Origin of the sequence: Nostoc sp. 106C, from assembly GCF_002154725.1 — a bacterium.
GTDB lineage: Bacteria > Cyanobacteriota > Cyanobacteriia > Cyanobacteriales > Nostocaceae > Aulosira.
In genome coordinates, this window is the sequence record NZ_MTAW01000068.1 from 19,298 (window position 1) to 38,975 (window position 19,678).

At 41.4% G+C, this 19,678-nt stretch carries 14 protein-coding genes; 10 read left to right on the forward strand and 4 right to left on the reverse strand.

Annotated elements, in window-relative coordinates; all coding sequences use genetic code 11:
* Window positions 1-130: 130 nt before the first annotated feature.
* On the reverse strand, window positions 131-3,286 hold the full coding sequence (locus BV375_RS06965; RefSeq protein ID WP_086758713.1) for a hypothetical protein: 3,156 nt from the start codon (window positions 3,284-3,286) through the stop codon (window positions 131-133).
* 1,189 nt (window positions 3,287-4,475) lie between these two features.
* Between BV375_RS06965 and BV375_RS06970 the strand changes: the two genes are divergently transcribed.
* From BV375_RS06970 to BV375_RS06995, 6 genes are all read left to right on the forward strand, one after another.
* Entirely contained in the window at window positions 4,476-5,804 is a 1,329-nt protein-coding gene (locus BV375_RS06970) for a histidine kinase (RefSeq protein WP_243713870.1), read from the forward strand.
* Window positions 5,805-5,907: 103 nt separating this feature from the next.
* Window positions 5,908-6,375, forward strand: a complete 468-nt coding sequence (locus BV375_RS06975; protein WP_086758686.1) for a BON domain-containing protein — start codon at window positions 5,908-5,910, stop codon at window positions 6,373-6,375.
* A 208-nt stretch (window positions 6,376-6,583) separates the two neighbouring features.
* Window positions 6,584-7,033, forward strand: coding sequence for a CAAD domain-containing protein (locus BV375_RS06980; protein WP_086758688.1), 450 nt, complete (start codon window positions 6,584-6,586; stop codon window positions 7,031-7,033).
* Between the two features lie 378 nt (window positions 7,034-7,411).
* Window positions 7,412-7,819 (forward strand): hypothetical protein, encoded by a 408-nt coding sequence (locus BV375_RS06985; protein WP_086758690.1) that lies wholly within the window; start codon window positions 7,412-7,414, stop codon window positions 7,817-7,819.
* Window positions 7,820-7,967: 148 nt separating this feature from the next.
* Window positions 7,968-10,214, forward strand: coding sequence for a cation:proton antiporter (locus tag BV375_RS06990; protein WP_086758692.1), 2,247 nt, complete (start codon window positions 7,968-7,970; stop codon window positions 10,212-10,214).
* Window positions 10,215-10,304: 90 nt separating this feature from the next.
* On the forward strand, window positions 10,305-11,114 hold the full coding sequence (locus BV375_RS06995; RefSeq protein WP_086758694.1) for a metallophosphoesterase: 810 nt from the start codon (window positions 10,305-10,307) through the stop codon (window positions 11,112-11,114).
* Between the two features lie 34 nt (window positions 11,115-11,148).
* Here BV375_RS06995 and BV375_RS07000 read toward each other — a convergent pair whose 3' ends face one another.
* Window positions 11,149-12,711 carry a metallophosphoesterase gene (locus tag BV375_RS07000; RefSeq protein WP_086758696.1) on the reverse strand — a complete coding sequence of 521 codons (1,563 nt, stop codon included), beginning with the start codon at window positions 12,709-12,711 and terminating at the stop codon, window positions 11,149-11,151.
* Between the two features lie 180 nt (window positions 12,712-12,891).
* Complete coding sequence (locus BV375_RS07005) at window positions 12,892-13,863, reverse strand: YegS/Rv2252/BmrU family lipid kinase (protein WP_086758698.1); 972 nt, start codon at window positions 13,861-13,863, stop codon at window positions 12,892-12,894.
* Between the two features lie 209 nt (window positions 13,864-14,072).
* Between BV375_RS07005 and BV375_RS07010 the strand changes: the two genes are divergently transcribed.
* The 4 genes from BV375_RS07010 to BV375_RS07025 all read left to right on the forward strand — a co-directional run bounded on the left by BV375_RS07010 (window position 14,073) and on the right by BV375_RS07025 (window position 19,049).
* Complete coding sequence (locus BV375_RS07010) at window positions 14,073-15,674, forward strand: AAA-like domain-containing protein (protein ID WP_086758700.1); 1,602 nt, start codon at window positions 14,073-14,075, stop codon at window positions 15,672-15,674.
* A gap of 66 nt (window positions 15,675-15,740) precedes the next feature.
* Window positions 15,741-18,317: an AAA-like domain-containing protein gene (locus tag BV375_RS07015; protein ID WP_086758702.1), complete on the forward strand. Its 2,577-nt coding sequence runs from the start codon at window positions 15,741-15,743 to the stop codon at window positions 18,315-18,317.
* 322 nt (window positions 18,318-18,639) lie between these two features.
* Window positions 18,640-18,843, forward strand: coding sequence for a type II toxin-antitoxin system HicB family antitoxin (locus BV375_RS07020; protein ID WP_086681892.1), 204 nt, complete (start codon window positions 18,640-18,642; stop codon window positions 18,841-18,843).
* A complete protein-coding gene (locus tag BV375_RS07025; protein ID WP_086758704.1) occupies window positions 18,840-19,049 on the forward strand; it encodes a type II toxin-antitoxin system HicA family toxin in 210 nt (69 codons plus the stop codon). The genes BV375_RS07020 and BV375_RS07025 overlap by 4 nt, the downstream gene beginning before the upstream one ends.
* 159 nt (window positions 19,050-19,208) lie before the next feature.
* Here BV375_RS07025 and BV375_RS07030 read toward each other — a convergent pair whose 3' ends face one another.
* On the reverse strand, window positions 19,209-19,547 hold the full coding sequence (locus BV375_RS07030) for a PIN domain-containing protein (protein WP_243713869.1): 339 nt from the start codon (window positions 19,545-19,547) through the stop codon (window positions 19,209-19,211).
* Window positions 19,548-19,678: the final 131 nt, after the last annotated feature.

Sequence of the window (19,678 nt, forward strand, 5' to 3'; positions counted from 1 at the left end):
CTTAGGCAACGGAATTACATATTTATAGATATAGCAGGAGGCAGAAGGCAGGAGGTAAAACTATTGCTATTCCTAGCATTCACGCTTTCAAAATGTCCTAACCTATGTGACTACGGCTATATCTCAACGTTTAGCTGATGAAGTTTAAACCACCTGTGGCGGCTATAACTCCAGCGATCGCACTAGCTACAAGAGAAGTCAAAGCTGTACCAAATAGCCACCAAGCAGCAGTTGCAACGGATTTTTTGGTTTCTTCAACTTGCTTTTTAGCTTGATGTTGAATTGCTTTGATGCGTTTTTGCGCTTCTTGTTGAATGCGTTCGGCGCGATGTAGTACGCTATCTCGCGCTGCTTCTACTTGATCGATAATCCGGTTAGCATCCTCTTGGGAAATATCGCGGCGCGAACTGAGAATTGCAACTAGGCTGTCACGATCAAAGTGGCTGAGGCGATCGCGCAAAGCTTCAAATCCGGCTTGCGGATCGTCAAACAATTTAGCAACGTCTTGCTTAATGTTCTCGTAGTTCAGTTCGGGACGATCTAAGGAGTTGAGATAGTCGCGAATTCTATTAAAGGAGCTATCAATTACCGATTGTACCCTTTGCTGAATCTGCTGATATTGCTTACTCAAGGAGTCACGCACAGATTCGATTTGATCGACAATTCGGTTGGCTTCTTCTTCTGAGATATCTTCCCGTTGCGATAGCAAACTCACAATTGTCGAACGGTCAAATCTGGCGAGGCGATCGCTTAAATTACCAATTCCCAATCGTGGATCTTGCAGCAGCAATTGCAAATCGCGCTTGATACCTTCAGGGTTGAGTTCTTCTTTATTGGTGTGACGTAGGTAATTTTCTAAACTCTTGCCAAAATCTACAACTCTTTGCGTGGTGCGGTTTGCCAAGCGTTGTGGTGCTTTGACAATACTACTAATCGCTTCTTGGACTTGATCGATTGTCTGATTAACTTGCTCTTCGCTCAAGTCTCCGCGTTGGCTAAGGAGTTGTACCAAAGTATCGCGGTCAAATTGCGATAAGCGATCGCGTAATGCTACAGCACCTTGTTTTGGATCTGCTAGTAAGGTTTCTAAATCTTGGCGAATACCTTCTGGGTTGAGTTCTTCCAGATTAGTATTACGCAGATATTCTCCAATTGCTTGGCTAGTTTGCTCGTATTGTTCTTTAGCTTTACCTGCTAATGCTTGGGGTGCTTGCAAGATGTTATCCCGTACACCTTCTAGCTGATCGATAATTTGGTTAATCTGCTCTTCGTTCAAATCTTGACGCTGAGAGAGCAATTGTACCAAAGTATCGCGGTCAAATTGCGATAGGCGATGTCTATCGACAAGCCGCTTCGCGTCTACGCGTAACGCCGAAATCCCAGCTTGTGGGTCTTCGAGTAAAGTTCTGAAATCGCGTTTGATACCTTCAGGATTAAGTTCTTCCTTATTAGTATTGTGCAGATACTCTTCTACTCTTTGCCGCAGTTCAACGGTTTTTGCTTGTGCTTGGTCTTGCAATTCTCTAGCAGCATTCAATACAGAGTCGCGAGTGCTTTCGAGTTGGCTAACAATATTATTAGCTTCCTCCTCGCTGAGATCTTGACGTTGCTGGAGCACTTGGACAAATGTCTCACGGTCAAATTGCGAAAAGCGATCGCTTAGTTCTGCAAACCCAGCTTCCGGATCTTCTAACAAGTCTACAAAATTATGCTGAATATTTTCCGGGGTGAGTTCCTCTTTTCCTGTGGAACGCAGATAATTTTCGATCTGAGTACGCACATCTTGCCATTGTTTTTTAGCTGTACTTTGTTGCACAGTTTCTAAAACTTCTTGGCGAATGCTTTCTAGCTGCTGAACAATTTCTTTCACTCTTGCTTCACTGAGATCGCTTCGCCGGATTAGCAATTCGGTTAGGTACTCTTGATTGATTTCCTCCAACTCTCTGCGCATAGTTGCAGGATCTGCTTGTGGATCGGAAATCAGTTCTTGGAATTCATCTTTGATTGTCAGGCGGTTAAAATGCCAAGGAAAAGAATTCGAGATATAGTCTTCTACATCTGCTTTAATAGAGTTGCGGTTTGATGTTGGTAATTTCTCAGTTATTTGCTCAGTAGTTTTATCTGTGAACTTTTGTAGTTCGTGAGTAATCTTTTCTACGTCTATATCTTGAACTTTTTCTTTCAGCTTTTGCAACTGATTTGTAATTTTCCCCACATCTATATTAGAGAGGTTAGTTCTATCTAATACTAATGGGACAGCTGCACTCACACCATATTGAACAGCTTGCTTGATTACGCCATTGCTACCGTTGCCATTTCCTCCTCCAACTCCAACTAATTGCTGAAGTCGCTCGCCTAAATTCTCAGAATTTAATTCTTCAGGAGTAGCAGATTTGAGCAAATTAATTACTTGCTCAGTGGGATTTCTGCGTGATGAAGCTTGTTGCCAAGCAGCTTCTAATTGCTCGGCAATTTTATTAATGTCGCCTGGAGATAAATTTGAGCGATCGCTAATTAAATCGACAAATGTCTGCCGATTTATATTGCGGAGTGCATCACTATTAGCAATTCCTTGCAAATCAACATCGCCGAGTATCCGATCAAATTGAGAGCGAATTTGTTTTAAATCTAGGTTTGGTATTTCCAGAGAATTTAAGGAACTTTGTAGTGTATTCCTAATACTGTCAGGGTCAAAACCTGAAGTTAATTCTCGTCGGACAGCAGCGGTGATTTCCTCAGCAGTGGAAACCATCTGTCTTTGCGCCACATTTGCGCCGATACCAGCAGTGGCTGTCCCCGTCAAGGTTTGCAAACCAGAACTAAAGGTGTTGGCGAGAGAACCAATTAAAGAACCTACTGTTGATGAACCTAACCAAACTACTAAAAAGAAAAAGGTAGACCAGATGACTACACCGATAATAGCTCCAAACAGGGCACTTTGAATTAAACTAAGCTTCACTGCTAAAAAACTAGCAGCAAATAAAGAAATGGTAGCAGTAATTAATGCCCAAATACCAATTTTAGCTTCTACTTCGCGAATTTTGTGTCCCAAACTTTCTGAGCGATCGCCATCATCATCTGCACCAATCTCCCATGATGAAATGCCTGCCGCTACAGACAAATTTGTTAACAGTAATTGAAAGGCTAATGCCATCAAAGTACCAGCCAAGAATGCCACAAAAAATTTCGGGCTGGAAAAGATAACAGACACTCTTTCTGGACTGATAATTTCTGGTATTCCGCTGGTGGATGTTACTCCCAACGGTAGCCAGTCCCATCTCACCATAGTTTCAAAAGTTTGAAACATAGAATTATCTCTCTTACGTTCGATGGTTGAAATTCCATTTCTTGAGGAAATGGCTTATTTATCAGTCTAGGAAGCAATGATAGGTACATACACTTTCCTAAGTAATAAATCTATCAACCAAAAGTTATAGTTCTTAATGATTAAGTAGATATACTACTTTTTATTTTGTTAACTTGAGCAATGCAGCTACTATACAAAAAAACCTTTATCTAGAACAAAATCTTAATTCAATACAAAAGTTTGCTTTGAATTCATAGAATACATAAATAAAAATTGTTTTATTTATTTGAAAACATAAAAAAATCTTTCTCTAGGCGCGGAAAACCTTAAATTTAGCAAAAAAGCTGCATTAAATGTCCAAAGAAAAAACATAGAAATACATTTTTAAACCAATAGATTTGAACAGTATTTAAGAGATTGATTACCTTATCTATATCCAATGATAGATAAAAAATTTCTGCCGAATGATTGATGAAAAATAATAAAAAAAAAGCATAAATAGGCTTAGTGAGCTTAATAAATTAGCTGTTTAAGTGATTTTCTTATTTAGGAGACAAAAATGGCTGTAGTAACTAGACGTGCTATAGGCGTATTTCATAATCGTAGTGATGCTGAACATGCACTGCGCGAGTTGGGCAATGCTGGCATCGTAATGGATAGAGTATCTGTAATTGCAAGAGATGGAAACAATAACGGTGAAATTGCTGGCACTCCGGTAGAAGAGAGAGTTGGCGATAAATCTGATGAAGGTGCGAAAGTTGGAGCAGTTTCTGGTGGTGCTTTGGGTGGATTGACTGGCTTATTGGTAGGTCTTGGTACTTTAGCAATACCTGGAATTGGGCCGATCATGCTAGCTGGCGCAGCAGCCACAGCCTTGGCTACAACTATAGCTGGTGGTGCTATAGGTGCAGCAGCTGGTAGTTTACTTGGCGGATTAGTTGGTTTAGGAATTCCTGAAGAGCGAGCCAGATATTACAACGAACGAGTAGAGCGAGGCGGCTATCTTGTAATAGTAGATGGAACAGACGAAGAAATTGCTAGAGCCGAACCAATTCTCAGACGCTGGAATATCGAAGAGTTCAATGTTTATGACCGACCACGCAGTGAATATGATGTTCCGGCAGCGGCTGTTGGCACTCATGTAGTCGGTGATGTTCCTGGTACTCCCATTGGTACTCGTGGTGATGTTCACAGAAATAGACGAGCGATTGGTGTTTTTGCTCACCGCCGCGATGCAGAAGCAGCACTAACTGAACTGCGAGATGCTGGTTTTCCCATGAGTCGAGTCTCGATCATTGCAAAACATAATGAAGGCGATCGCATTGCTGGGGTGAACACTACCGACGTAAACACTGGTGTAGATCGAAACGTCGGCAGAGGCAATAAAGCTGATGAAGGTGCAAAAGCTGGCGCAGCTACAGGTGCAGCTGTTGGTGGTTTGGGTGGTCTATTGGTAGGTCTTGGTGCTTTAGCAATACCTGGAGTCGGCCCTGTAATTGCAGGTGGCGCAGCAGCTACCGCTTTGGCAACAGCCGTGACTGGTGGTGCTGTGGGTGCAGCCGCAGGTGGGATTACAGGCGGCCTTGTGGGCTTGGGAATTCCGGAAAACCGGGCACGAGTTTATAGCGATCGCTTCCAAAGAGGTGACTATATAGTCATCGTCGATGGTACGGAATCGGAAATCCACCAAGCTGAAGCTATTCTCAAACGTCGGGGAATCGAAGAATTCGCAGTTTATGACGGCACTGATATAGATACGGCGCATCACCACGACAGAGCAGTTGTTAGCCATGATAGACCAGTTGGCGATGTTCGCTTAAATAAACGGGCAATTGGTGTCTTTGCTCACCGCCGTGATGCAGAAGCAGCACTAACTGAACTGCGAGATGCTGGTTTCCCCATGAGTCGAGTCTCGATCATTGCAAAACATACTGACGGCGATCGCATTGCTGGTGTGAACACTGGTGGCGTGAATACTGGTGTAGATAGAAATGTCGGCACAGGCAATAAAGCTGACGAAGGTGCAAAAGCTGGGGCAGCTACAGGTGCAGCTCTTGGCGGTTTGGGTGGTTTGTTGGTAGGTCTTGGTGCTTTAGCAATTCCCGGAATCGGCCCTGTAATTGCAGGCGGTGCAGTAGCTACCGCTTTGGCAACAACAGTCGCTGGTGGTGCAGTGGGTGCAGCAGCTGGCGGGATTGCAGGTGGACTCGTGGGCTTAGGAATTCCTGAAAATCGGGCGCGAGTTTATAGCGATCGCTTCCAAAGAGGCGACTACGTAGTCATCGTCGATGGTACAGAATCGGAAATCCACCAAGCTGAAACTATTCTCAAACGACGGGGAATTGAAGAATTCGCAGTTTATGACGCTTCTGATTTAGATAAGGTGCATCACCACGACAGAGCAGTTGTTGATACATCTCGCACCAATCATCCAGGTACTTTCGATAGAGAAGAGCCTGCTGTCGTCATTGTTGACCACCGAGATGAAAATCTCTAAGGCGTAAAAATTTCAGCAATAGGAGCAAGCTCCCAAAGAATTTGCTCCCTCCTCCTCCCACACATCAGCACAATTTACCTTTTTTTATACCAAGAGCAAAGAAATGAAAAAGCTAACACCGTTCTTAATTGGCAGTCTTCTAATGTTTAGTGCTGTTGCTTGTGATAATGGTGCCAAAACAAGTGAATCCGCACCCAATAATCCTAACGAAGCTGTGCAAACACCTAGCGCCAAAGCCACAGAAGCGGCTCAACAAGATGCACAGAGTGAGACTCGCCGCAGACAATTAAATTCTGACATTCGCGCTCGTGAACAACGGAATAACACCACTGGTGGTGATGCCGATAGAGCTACAGGCGACCTTGCTAGTGAAGTTCGCTCTAAATTAGAAGCTAACATCCCTAATGGCGCTCTAACAATTGACGCTGCAAAAGATGGCACAGTTACTGTTGGTGGAACTGTAAATAATCAGCAACAGTTAGCTAAGATTGAACCTTTAGCAAAGCAAATTAAAGGTGTCAAAAAAGTAGTTGTCAAAGCAGCAATTGCTCCACCAAAGAAGCCACAATAAACTAGATAACAAACAATCTAAGCCAATGTTATTGGGCTGCATCACTAAAAATTAATATAGTCAGAGGTCTATAATCAATAATCATTGTATTATTGATTATAGACTTTTCACACAAGAGTAAATTATTTCTGACTCCAATCGAGACCATTATATTGATTGACACCCAATCAATTATCAAAACTGTTGTCACTACCAAAATTCAAAAAATATGGAAACCGAACAACAGCAAATTGAATTAACCAACTCTACCTCAGCAGAAGCTACCGTAGCTCTTCCAGGAGCAGACAATCAAAACTTGCCAATGCTACCTCCAGCTACTCAATCTAATGAGCAATGGCGACAAATTGGTCGCCAAGTTTCCGATTTTTTGGAACAGCTTCCTGTTTATTTGGGCAGCTTCTTTAACCAATACAAACAGCCTTTGCTCACCCTAGCTGGAATTTTGTCTGCGATTGTTACACTGAAAGTAGTGTTAGCAATCTTGGGTGCAATCAACGGAATTCCCTTACTTTCACCAACTTTTGAGTTAATTGGAATTGGTTACACAACCTGGTTTGTTTCCCGTTATTTACTCAAAGCTTCGACTCGGCAAGAATTAACCTATGAAATTCGAGATTTACAAAGGCAAATTCTAGGGGAAGAATATACTGAAACTTGAAACTAGTGCAATAAAACTGTTCAATACAGTCTTAATCGCAGAATAGACAAGTTTTGCTAACTTTATTCAACTGTACTAGTAGAATGTGTGAATTTGTTGTAGGACGAGCAACACTCGTCCTACAATTTATTAATTAGGATTACTTATTAAATTACCTAAAATAATATTAATTACTTTACTATTAATCGAAGAAGTTAATATTGCCCCCAATATTTAAGCATTTTGCCCTTCATCAGAAATTAAGATATATCTTCGGATAGAGTAAATAGTTGCTTAACCTAATTAATTCACTTCTAAAGATAGTATCTTTATCTAGGACTGAAAGCCTAATCTAGTTCAAGAAGTTATTCAACAAAATCTTTAATGAGGACTTGATTTATGGCTAATAAAGAAGTTAAGAAAGCAATAGATTCATCAGATCGCGTTGAATCAGATGTATATGACAGAGGTATAATCCCCGCAGAAACTGCTGCGCGTAAAGAAAGAGAAGGAGACTTGTACAAAACAGTCCCCACAGAAGAAAGAGAAGCAGGCGCTCCCACTGATGATCAAACCGACTCTGAAAGCATACGCACCACAGACGGCTACACAGTTGATAAAGAAGGTTTATTAAACAATTACGCAGTTGAACCAGAAATGTACTATGAAGTACCTGGTGATGCACAGCAATCAGCAGAACAGGACACTGCTAACCGTGTTGAGGAAATCATCGAAGCAAATGAAGACAAAGAAGGTGAGTTAACAGACAAGGGTGACACACGGGGTAGAGGTCCAGGACTCGTTTAGCTTGTTACTGCAACAATGGTCGAAGGTTTATAGAGGTACTGTAAATGTGATGATGAGGAAAAATCCTCATCATTATTTTTGTTTTTATATAAATGCTTGTATTGTCAAAACTCTAATCTAGCTGCATTAATCAAACACTACTGAACAGATGAATTTACTGCTTAACCCTTTACTCGCGTCTGGCACATTACCACAAAAAGGTCTAATTAAACCCCTTGGTCACCATGAGTTGCTGCTGGTATTGCTGGAATTAGCTTTACTGCTTTTGGTTGCTAGAGGCTTGGGCGAATTTATGCGTCGAATCAAGCTACCACCAGTGGTGGGTGAACTACTCGCAGGGGTGCTGCTGGGTCCATCAGTGTTCGGCTGGATTTTGCCAAATTTACAGCATCATATTTTTCCTCAAAGTCAGGCGCAGTCTGATTTGCTTTCAGTTGTCTCTTGGTTAGGCGTGTTGTTCTTACTAATTGTGACTGGATTAGAAACCGACTTGAATTTGATTGTCCGTAAGGGCAAAACAGCATTACTAATTTCCTTAGGTGGTATTATTATTCCCTTTGCAACAGGACTAGGGCTGGGTTGGTTCCTCCCAGACAGTTTTTTGGCAAACCCTGAGCAAAGGTTAATCTTCAGTCTGTTTATTGCCACTGCCATGAGTATCTCAGCAGTACCAGTGATTGCTAAGGTGTTAATGGACTTAAAGCTGATTCGGCGTGACATTGGCCAGGTAACTCTCGCAGCTGGGATGACCGATGATACTCTAGGCTGGATTCTGCTTTCAGTGGTGTCTGGGTTAGCAACCAGTGGTAAATTTGATTTCCCGACGGTATTTAGGTCAATTGGAGGCGCAGTACTGTTTTTAGGAATCGCCTTTACCTTAGGGCGATCGCTCATGACTAGAGTGTTGCGCTGGGTAGACGATTATATTGGTGGGCCGACAGCTAGTTTATCGGCTTTGTTAGTACTAGCCCTAAGTGCAGCTGCTTTTACTCACACCTTAGGAATTGAAGCCGCACTAGGAGCATTTGTGACCGGGATTTTGGCAGGACAATCACCCCGTTTTAGCCGAGAGGCTGGTCTAACCCTGGAACTCATCACGGCTGGGTTTCTCGCGCCGATTTTCTTTGCCACAGCAGGATTGAAGGTAGACTTGCTGCAACTGCTCAGTCCCCAAACATTTGTGGTTGGCTTAATAGTGCTGGCGATCGCCTGTTTTGGCAAATTCACTGGCGCTTATCTAGGTTCGCGTGTGGGTGGCTTAAGCCACTGGGAAGCGATCGCAATGGGATCGGGGATGAACGCCAGGGGTGCGATGGAGATTATCGTTGCCACCATTGGGGTTTCCTTGGGTGTACTGAATCCACAGATGTATTCAATTATTGTGATGGTGGCGATCGTCACCTCACTTATGGCCCCGCCTTTGTTACGCTGGTCGCTTTCTAAAGTCTCAATCGGTGAAGAAGAAGCCCAACGCTTAGAGCAAGAAGAACTAGCTAGCCGCAGCTTTATCAAGCGCATTCGCCGCGTACTCGTACCCACTCAAGGTGGGCCGAACGTCAGGTTAGCTGCCCAGTTAGTTAACCATTTGGCACAGCAAAATTCTCTGGAAGTAACTGCTCTATATGCCAAAAGCGATCAACAACCTACACGTAAATCAGTAAAAGCTATAGCAACTGCTGTTAAGGAGAATACAGCAGAAACCGCTATTGCTGCCGTAGTCAATGAAATGAATCTTCCCGCTGATTCGCTGCTGCATACTAAAGTTGAATCAGGACAAAACAAGGCTGACATAATTTTAAAAGAAGCTAACAAAGGCTATGACCTGATTGTTTTGGGTGCTACAGGAAATCAGCGTTCTCGTGGTTCCCTGTTCAATTTGTTAGTCGATCGAGTGGTTCAGGAAGCTCCTTGCGCCACAATGGTGGTGAAATCAAACTTATCTACAACTGAGCCAAGTGGCTATCACAAACTTGGCCATATTTTAGTACCCACTAGTGGCAACGAGTACAGCCTACACGCAGTTGAGGTTGCAAGTACAATTGCTGCTCAAACTGGAGCAACTGTCACTTTAGTTAATGTCGTCAACCGAACTCAGCGTGAATATGTTCTGTTTGAGGAGCAGACAATTCATTCTGTAACAGACATTGCCAAACAGATTGTGCAGCAGCAAGCTGAGGTGGGGCGAGGATTTGGAGCAGAGGTTAAAACTGCGATTCTGGCAGGCATTCCAGAGTTTGAAATTATCAAATATGCCCATACTATGCAAGTAGATTTGATTGTTTTGGGCAGCAGTATTCAGACAATAACAGGTCGAGTATTCTTTGGGCATCGTGCTGATGCTATTCTCAATAAAGCACGCTGCCCGGTGGCTGTAATTACTGTGCGTAGCAACTGATAAATGGCTAGATATCAAGCTGTTTTGTTTGGATACTGCATCCGATGAAAAGGTGCGATCGCACTTTCATAGTTCTAGATTTTCCCTCTGATGCAAATCATCTCAATTTCTAACTTACCGATTCATCAGATACAGTATCTCACGGCAGCTGCTGGTGGTGTTGGTGCGATCGCAAGAAGTCTACCTATTTTATTAGCAGAAGTTGATTATCTACCTAATAATTTAGAGGCAATTATTGTTACCAGCGATTTACAAGGAGTTGACCCCAAAAATCAACAACTTCTCTCTTATCTTGCGATCGAAGAATTAGAGAAATTGGCAGAAATCGGCAAAATTCCCTCATTAAAAAATACAGGCATGATCTTAGCAGGGGATTTATATGCAGAGGTCAATAGGCGTGGTGGCGTAGTTGGTGATGTCAGAGAGATTTGGTTAGCTTTTAATCGCAGATTTCGGTGGGTAGCTGGCGTTGCCGGAAATCACGATAGTCTAGGTAATACACCATTACAAGTTCAAAGTTTTCAGCAGCATAGAAATATTTACTATCTCGACGGTGAGATTAAAAGCAATGGTGAGCTTAGTCTAGCGGGAATTTCTGGGATTATTGGCAAAAAAGGCAAACCATTCAGGCGTCCTGAAAAAGAATTTCTGAAAATAATTCGGTTGCTATTGAAGCAATCGCCAGACATTTTGATATTACACGAAGGGCCGAATGACCCACAGGGCAATTTGGTTGGGCAAGAATCTATTAGACGGGAGTTAGAAAAAATCAATCTTACAAATGATTTATTAGTGATCTGCGGTCATTCTTATTGGAAAGTTCCAATGATTGTTTTAGAAAATGGTATTCAAGTCATCAAAGTAGATGGACGTGCAATTGTAATTCAGGCGAAGAAATAATCTCACGCCTGCTTGAAGATTGATCATGTTTAAGCTAGATCTCAAACGGTTCAATTTTGCGATCGCGCCACTCCCGTTGATACCATTCAGCAACTAAGGGACGGACAATAAATTTAGGCTGACCATCGCCTTTGACATCAATACGAAGACAGGAGTAAGGTCTGTGTTTGTTAGAACCCTGTCCACTGCGTCCGATAAAAAGATGCGATCGCGCGACTAATTTCTCTCCATCTCTCCTAATTTCTCGCAAATCTGACCCTTCAGTTCGCTGGCGGCGTAAACTAAAACCACTACCACCACAAACAATCCAAGGGATATGAGAATCAGCGTGTCCTGTGTCTGCTGTTTGGAGATATTCTAAGCAATGGGCGTGGCCATTAATCACCAAATCAACTAAAGGACGCCCCTGAGTCAGTGAACCTAATTTTTCAGCTACCGCATCTAAAACTCCACGCAGGCGGCTACGGATTGCTAAAGTTTGGGCTTGTTGCCATTTTGTGGCTTCAGTTACATAAGGAGGATGATGAAAGTAAATCACTCTACCTCGAACCTCTTTGGTGTTCCAAGATTCAATTAATTTCTGCCTTAGCCAGTCTAGCTGTTCAATATCAGTCAATGTTGTTTTGTCACTGGCTAATTGCTTGTCAATATCAACAATAATTTCTTCAATTTGGGTAAGTTTGACTTGCAAATCATCTAGTTGTTCAGCATCCTTGGGGTTGTTAGGATTGAGAATTGCTGAATCTGCCATAATTTGCTGCTTTTCTTGCTCTAAATCAGCGCGGCGTTTCTCTAAAATTCGGCGATCGCTATCACCTTCTTGAGTTTTTGGCAGTGGTGGTGGATCGTTAAATGTATTAGAATCCAGTGCGAAGAAATCAATACCACCGTAACGAAAGGTGTAATAGCGATTTGGCAGCCGGGTAAAGCTTCCTGGTTGATAGGAAAGGCAGCGACCAGTGTCTGTTTTGCTCGTATAATGCTGGTCTAAGTGACGGGCTAAATCTCCGGGGAACTGAAAAGCGCAGAGATAGTCTAGAAACGCCCGTGCATAAGCATCACCCGTTCCTGAGCCATATAAACCGACATCCAAATCTAACCGCGATTGCAATAGGCGGCGGATGGGTAATGTTGTTACAGAAACTAAGCCAAATAAAAGCGGCAAGTCATAGTAATCATGATTTCCTGGTACAGGCAGAATCGGCAGATTGAAAACCATTTTGTCATAGGCAATCTTTTTAGGCTGTTCACCACCTAGGAGAAACTCTCGGTAAGGCTGGATAAAGTTCTGTTGGTAGTACTCTCTCGACCCCACAAGATAGATCACATCGCCTGTATGCAACATGAAACGGCATTCATCATGATGGGGTAACATCAGTTCAGCAACCCGTCTTTGGGGATCGTGTCCCTTGTGCGTTCCGGCACCACTATCGCCTACAACCAAAAACGAGAACTCAGAATCTTCTGCCTGATTATCTTTCAGTACTAGCTTAGTTTGGTCAATGCTGCGTTCCAAAATTAACGGGTCTTGCCATTTTACCCGTTGCTGCATCTTGCGAATTTTTTTAGCGATCGCCGGATCGGAAACAAGTTTCAATGCACTTTACTCCTGAATTTGGCATTAGTCAGTTGTCATTGGTCATTTGTTAAGCTAATAACCATTAAAATTGCATCTCCGCGTCGCCGCGTCTTTCTGAGGCTAAGGATTATGTAACTTAAAGGCTGGTTAGCTTATTTATTATTTCTCTGCGTCCCTGCGTCCCTCTGTTCCCCTTCTTCACTCCTCAACTGCATCTTTGAACTCAATTGTTAAGTTGGGCAGCCCCTCTAACTTTTCTGTAGGTACTTCCTCTTCTACTGAAGGTACAAAAACCTTCAAGCCAGCTGGTACGCACTTGACTTCTATCGGTGTGTTACCGATGATTTCACCATCTAGAACTACTTTTTGTGGTGGTTCTGTCGTGATTTTGAATTGTTTAGCTCGTAGGTAGCCAATGTCATCCCTCTCTGCTGGATTACCTGAAGAAGCAGTTTGAAATAGGTGATATGTAGCTGCGATCGCTCCAGCTTTATTAACTGGAGCGACAATTGTTAAATCCAACAACCCATCATCATAAATCAGGCCTGCGGGCCCTTGAGCTAAAACTGAAGTGGGAGGTGCGGCATTTGCCACTGTTACAGCCACAGCGCTGGTTTTAATTATCCTATCTTCAGTTTCAATTTCTACATCAAAACTTTCTAACTCCCGCAACTGTTGGAGTCCTGCCAAGACGTATGCCATAATTCCAAAGCGTTTTTTAGCTTCTCTGTCTGCTTTTTCTACAGTTTCAGCCTCAAAACCCACCCCAACCAGTAGTACCATTGGCAGATCGTTGCAATAGGCTACATCTACATTTTTAGTTGCTCTTTGCAAGATAGTCTCGCAGGCGGCGTCAATGGTATCAGGAATACCCAAAGCTGTGGCAAAAGCGTTTGCTGTGCCTCGAGAAATAATGCCTAAGGGAATCTCAGTATTGATTACAGCTGCCGCAGCGGCTGAGAGAGTACCATCTCCACCCGAAGCAATAATTTCATCTACCCCACGCTCAACTGCTGCATAAGCCAGTTTGTCAGCACCGATTTCTTCAGTAGTTATGTAAATATCTAAGTCAATTTCTGGCTCTAGTATTGCTCGAATCTGCTCCAGATCTTGTTCTGAATCACCTTGACCTGCAACCGGATTAAAAATAAGGCAGGCGGAACGCTTCATAAGGATAAAAACTTAAGATACAAGATCATAAAAATATCAAATTATTCATAGCATACCTATAAAATTTTTACTTCCTCCTGATGGCTGGGCTGTTTAGCACACTGCCAAAATTATACTGATGTTTGCCCTAAAGTCCGAAAAATCGCATACTCAAAATGTAGATATCTGCCAGTTTAGCCTTCCTGTTGGACTTCTCCGGTTCAAATCTCATGATGAGTAACCAAAATCAAACTCGGAAAATCCTACTTTTATCCGCAAATCCCAAAGGTAGCAGCCAACTTCGTCTGGGTGAGGAAATGCGCGAAATTAAGGAGGGGTTGAAAAGGTCAAGGAATCGTGACCAATATTCTATTACTACAGCAGAAGCAGTACGCTACAGGGATATACACAGAGCTATTTTAGAATACGAACCCCACATTATTCATTTTTCTGGACATGGGATAGGAGAAGAAGGCTTAGTATTTGAAGATGAATCGGGTCAAATTAAGTTAGTTGATGCTGAGGCTTTAGCTGGGCTATTTCAACTATTTGCTGACCAAGTACAATGTGTGGTTCTCAATGCCTGTTACTCTAAATACCAAGCTTTGGAAATAGCGCGACATATTAATTATGTTGTTGGCATGAGTCAGCAAATTGGCGATCAAGCAGCAATTGAATTTGCAGTGGGTTTTTATGATGCACTTGGCGCAGATAAAGGTTATGAGTTTGCTTATAAGTTAGGTTGCAGCTTGATTCGTGTAGCTGGGATACCAGAGAACCTGACACCTAAATTAATGACTACAAGAGATACAGCATTCTTAAATTCTTCAGCAGCGAAGACAATATATATAGAAAGACCGCCAATTGAGGAAAAATGTTGTGCGGCAATTTTACAACCGGGAGCGCTAATTCGCATTAGATCGCCGCAGAAAATGGGGAAAACATTGCTATTGGAGAAAGTACTAACTCATGCTAGAGAGCAAGGTTATCAAACAGCAAAACTAGATTTACAACTTGCTGATATTAATATCCTGGCTGATACCAAAACATTTTTACAATGGTTATGTGTTGATGTTTCCGACAGCCTAGAAGTAGAACCCCAATTAGATAAATACTGGCAAGAAGTTTTTGGGCTTAATAAAAACTGCACTCGTTATTTTCAAAAATATTTATTAGCAATTACTGATAATCCTCTAGTTTTAGCTATAGATAACTTTGAGCGACTCTTTGCATATCCAGATATTTTTCCCCAATTCTGTTTATTACTGCGGGGATGGTATGAAGCAGCTAAACAAGGAGACAAAATTGGTAATCTTTGGAAGAAACTGCGATTAGTTGTAGTTCATTCCACTGAAGCTTATCCTACTTTAGATACCAATCACTCACCATTTAATGTGGGAATCGCAATTGAGTTACTCGAATTTAACGTGCAACAAGTAGAATCTTTAGCCAAGCAGTATGAATTAGCAGATAAGTTGGGAAAACAAGATTTAAGTGAGTTGATGGGGTTAGTAGGCGGACATCCCGATTTAATCCAGCAAGCTGTTGCTTATCTCAAAAATCCCCAAGCTAGTATAGAAGAACTTTTGCAACTTGCACCAACAGAACAGGGAATTTTTAGCGACCATTTGCGACAACAATTGTGGCATTTACAACATAATTTTCTGCTTGAGTTGGGGTATAAAAATGTAGTAATGGCCAATGTGCCTGTCCGGTTAGATACTGAGGTAGCATTCAAGTTACATAGTTTAGGATTGGTAAAACTTTCAGGTAATGATTGTGTTCCGAGTTGTGAATTATATCGTCAGTATTTCTCAGTGCGTTTAGGGTAATACCCAGATCCCCGACTTCTTCAAGAAGTCGGGGATCTAAATCCAATGACAAATAATCAATGACAAATGACAAATGACCACTATCAATTCTCTGGAAGTCTACCGGAAAATGCCAGCACCTACGTCACACGCCAAGCTGACAGTGATTTGTATGCAGGACTAAAAGCAGGAAAGTTTTGTTATGTCTTGAACTCCCGACAAAGCGGAAAGTCTAGCTTGCGTGTGCGAACCATGCAAAGACTCAGAGAAGAAGGTGTACAATGTGCAGCAATTGACCTTTCCGCTGGCGGTATTCAAAATGTCCCTCCCGAACAATGGTATGCAGATTTAATTGATAATTTAATTGAAAGTTTTGGCTTAGATGTAGATTTTGGTGATTGGTGGGAGGCGAATCAGTTAAATTCCTTGGTGACAAGATTTCGTAAATTTTTAGAAGATATATTACTTGCTGAAGTTAAAGAAAATATTGTTATTTTTATTGATGAAATTGATAGTGTACTCAGCCTCAAATTTCCCACCGATGACTTTTTTGCCTTGATTCGTGCCTGTTATAACAAGCGTGTTGATAATCCTGAATATAATCGTCTCACCTTTTGTTTGTTGGGAGTCGCATCACCTAGCAATTTGATTGAGGATAAACAACGCACTCCGTTTAATATTGGTCAGGCCATCTCGTTGACTGGTTTTCAATTGCATGAAATTGAGCCGTTAGCAAAGGGGATATCAGGGAGATTTTCTAACCCTGAAGTAGTAATGAAAGAAATTTTATATTGGACAGGAGGACAACCATTTCTGACGCAAAAGCTGTGTCAGTTTATGATTGAAGAATCTTTTGCAGACAATCCTCGCACTGTTGAGCAGGTGGTGAAGTCGCGGATTATTGAAAATTGGGAATCTCAAGATGAGCCTGAGCATTTACGAACGATTCAAGCCAGAATTTTGCGAGATGAACAACGGGCTGGATATTTACTAGAACTGTATCAGCAAATTCGCTTGAGGAATGAGCAATCTGAGATTACAGCCGATGATACTTTAGAGCAAAGTGAGTTACAGCTTTCAGGATTGGTTATTAGGCAGCAGAATAATTTAAGAGTTTATAATCCCATATATCAAGAAGTTTTTAATCAAAATTGGATAGATAATCAATTAAAAAATCTGCGCCCATATTCAGAGAATTTCCGCTTTTGGGTGGCTTCACAAGGAAATGATACATCACGATTATTGCGGGGAAAGGCTTTACAAGAAGCTGAAGTATGGGCAAGAGATAAGAGTTTAAGTTATCAAGATAGGCAGTTTTTAGCAGCTAGTAAAGAGCAAGAAATTCAGGAAGATATTGCTGCGAAGGAACAAGAAGCTGCTTTAGAGAGAGAGAGAAAAGATAAGGAAGCAGCGGAGAAAATAAATCTGACACTGACTGAAGCTAATCAAAAACTAGCTGAAGCAAATCAGAAAGCTCAAAAACGTATTCGCATTGGTTCGGTTGTTTTAGTGCTGACTTTATTGGGAGCAGTAATTTCTATAATTTGGGCAGGTAAGGATATTCAAGATATACGAGAAAATACTAAATATGTCTCACAATTATCCAAACTGAGCGAAGAACTTTATAAGAAAGACAAATCATCTTCAGCGAGCCAGGCGAGGGAACAAATAGGTTTATCTTACGAAATTAAAAATCATGAATTAAAAAAAGCAATGCTATTTACTTCCATGTCTCAAGCATATCAGCAACTTGAACAATGGGAACAAGCTGAAAAAGAGATTAGAGCAAGTCAAAAAATTTTAGAGGCAGATAAAAATTTTATTACTTCTAGTGAAGCGTTACAAATTCAAGTTTTTGCTGATAAGGTTAAAGGTGATTTACTATCGCATAAAAAAGAAATAAACCAAGCTGTAGAATCTTATAAATCAGCATTTGAAATTCTTAATAAGAATCCAGAGCAAACTAGTCCATTTACAAAAAGTAACCAATTGCTTGCTGCCGAAGATGTTGAAGCTGTTCATCGAAATTTACTTAATTTACTTTCAACGAACACTCAAGCAGCAGAGTTGAGAAAGCAGGTAAAAAAATCTCTAACCCAACATTTATATGCTCAACTTGAGTATTCTTTGAAAGCTAAAAATTGGCGAAAAGCTGACGAAATAACTTTGCAGATGCTCCTCTATATTGCTAATAGAGAAAAAGAAGGTTTCCTTGATTATCCACAAATAGAAAACTTTTCCTGTCCTGTTCTTAAACAAATTGATGATTATTGGTTGCAAAACTCAGAAGGACATTTTGGTTTCAGCGTGCAAAAGAAAATTTGGTTAGATACAGGAAATAGACTGGGTGTTAAACTAAAAGATTGGAACGATAATGATAAACGAAATTATATTCGCTTCGCAAGTACAGTCGGGTGGTACAATGACAACAAATACGATCAAGTGTCTGGCTGGATGCCATACGACGAGTATATAAAGCGTATAATGGAAAACCCTATGAATCCTTCTGTGAGGGGTGGGATGCCAACTAGTGTTGAGCGTTATAGGGGTACCGACATCTTAGAGATTAAATATCGTGATAGTAGTACTGTTGAAAATCCCACTTATACAGCAACGCGTGCAGATGTCTCGAGAGTTCTTCTCTCGTTGCGTTGCGGTCTATAAAATGTAACATTTAGTTCGATTCGTTGGTTAGAAACCTTCCCCCTAAGTCGTATTTTTATTGCAAATTGGGATTACTAGATTTCAGATTCTACCCTGTGAGTTCTTTTTTGGAGTACGCTGCGATCACAATACTTCAGGATTTTGGAATGTGATCGCATCGACTCAGATTGCAATCAGATCGACTTTGACGACGATCAAAACGACTTTGATTGCGATTGTATCGGGTGATAATACGATCGCCCTGTGGTTGATTACGTTTTTTTATTTGCCCTAAAATCCGAAAAACTGGATAATTGAATATAAGCCAAGAAAAGCAAAGCCGATGAAAATAAAAGCAATTATTCATCCAGCAGAAGAAGGTGGCTATTGGGCTGAAGTTCCAGCACTTCCTGGTTGTATTACTGAAGGTGAGACAATGGAGGAGGTATTAATAAATTTAAAAGATGCAATAGAAGGCTGGTTAGAAGTCGCAAATAGTAGTCACAAACTGGAATCAAATGCTCAAATTGTCGAGATTGCAGTATGAAATCAATCTCTGGTAAAAACCTATGTAAAATTGTCGAACAGCGCGGTTGGGTTTTACAGAGAATTACAGGTAGTCATCACATTTACCAAAATTCTGATTTTAATAAAATACTTTCTATTCCTGTTCATCGAAATCAAGACTTGAAAATCGGGACTTTAAGAGCATTAATGAAAATCGCCGATCTAACGGAAGAAGATTTGATGTAAATTAATTATGCGATCGCATAGACTCAGATTGCGATTGTATCGACTGACAATGCGTAGACGCGGAGCGGCTTGTCGTAGACATCGCATCTACTTGCTACCAAATAGTCACAATTGTAGTTAAAGCTTGAATTCGCAAACCACGAGTCACCAAGGGAATACCTAAAGAAAAAGCGGTAGCTGCAATAATCCTATCAGGCATATCAGGAACCGTTGCCCTGTCAATTTGTCTAATAATTCCTGAAATATTGCGAGCCAGAGGTACAAGTACAATGCCAACATTGGATCATCCAACGCATTTAAAATTCGTGTAAGCACTTCTTGGGCAAATCTTCCTCTCTCAACTAAATAAGAAATCTCTATGATTGTGATAGCTGATATGTAAATAGGATTACCCACATTAACTGCTTGTTCCAATGCTGTTAATGCTGTTTCGGATAGTCTATCTACGTCAAAAATGTACCAAATTAAAGCGTGTGTATCTGCTACTACTGATGTCATTAAACAATATCTCTAGGAAAATTACCCCACATTTCTTGACGCGCATGAGCAATATCTTCTTCTGTAATATCTACCTTTAGAGGATGTTTTAAAAGTGGGGGGTGTGGTAAGAAAGCTCACAAGGCGTATGC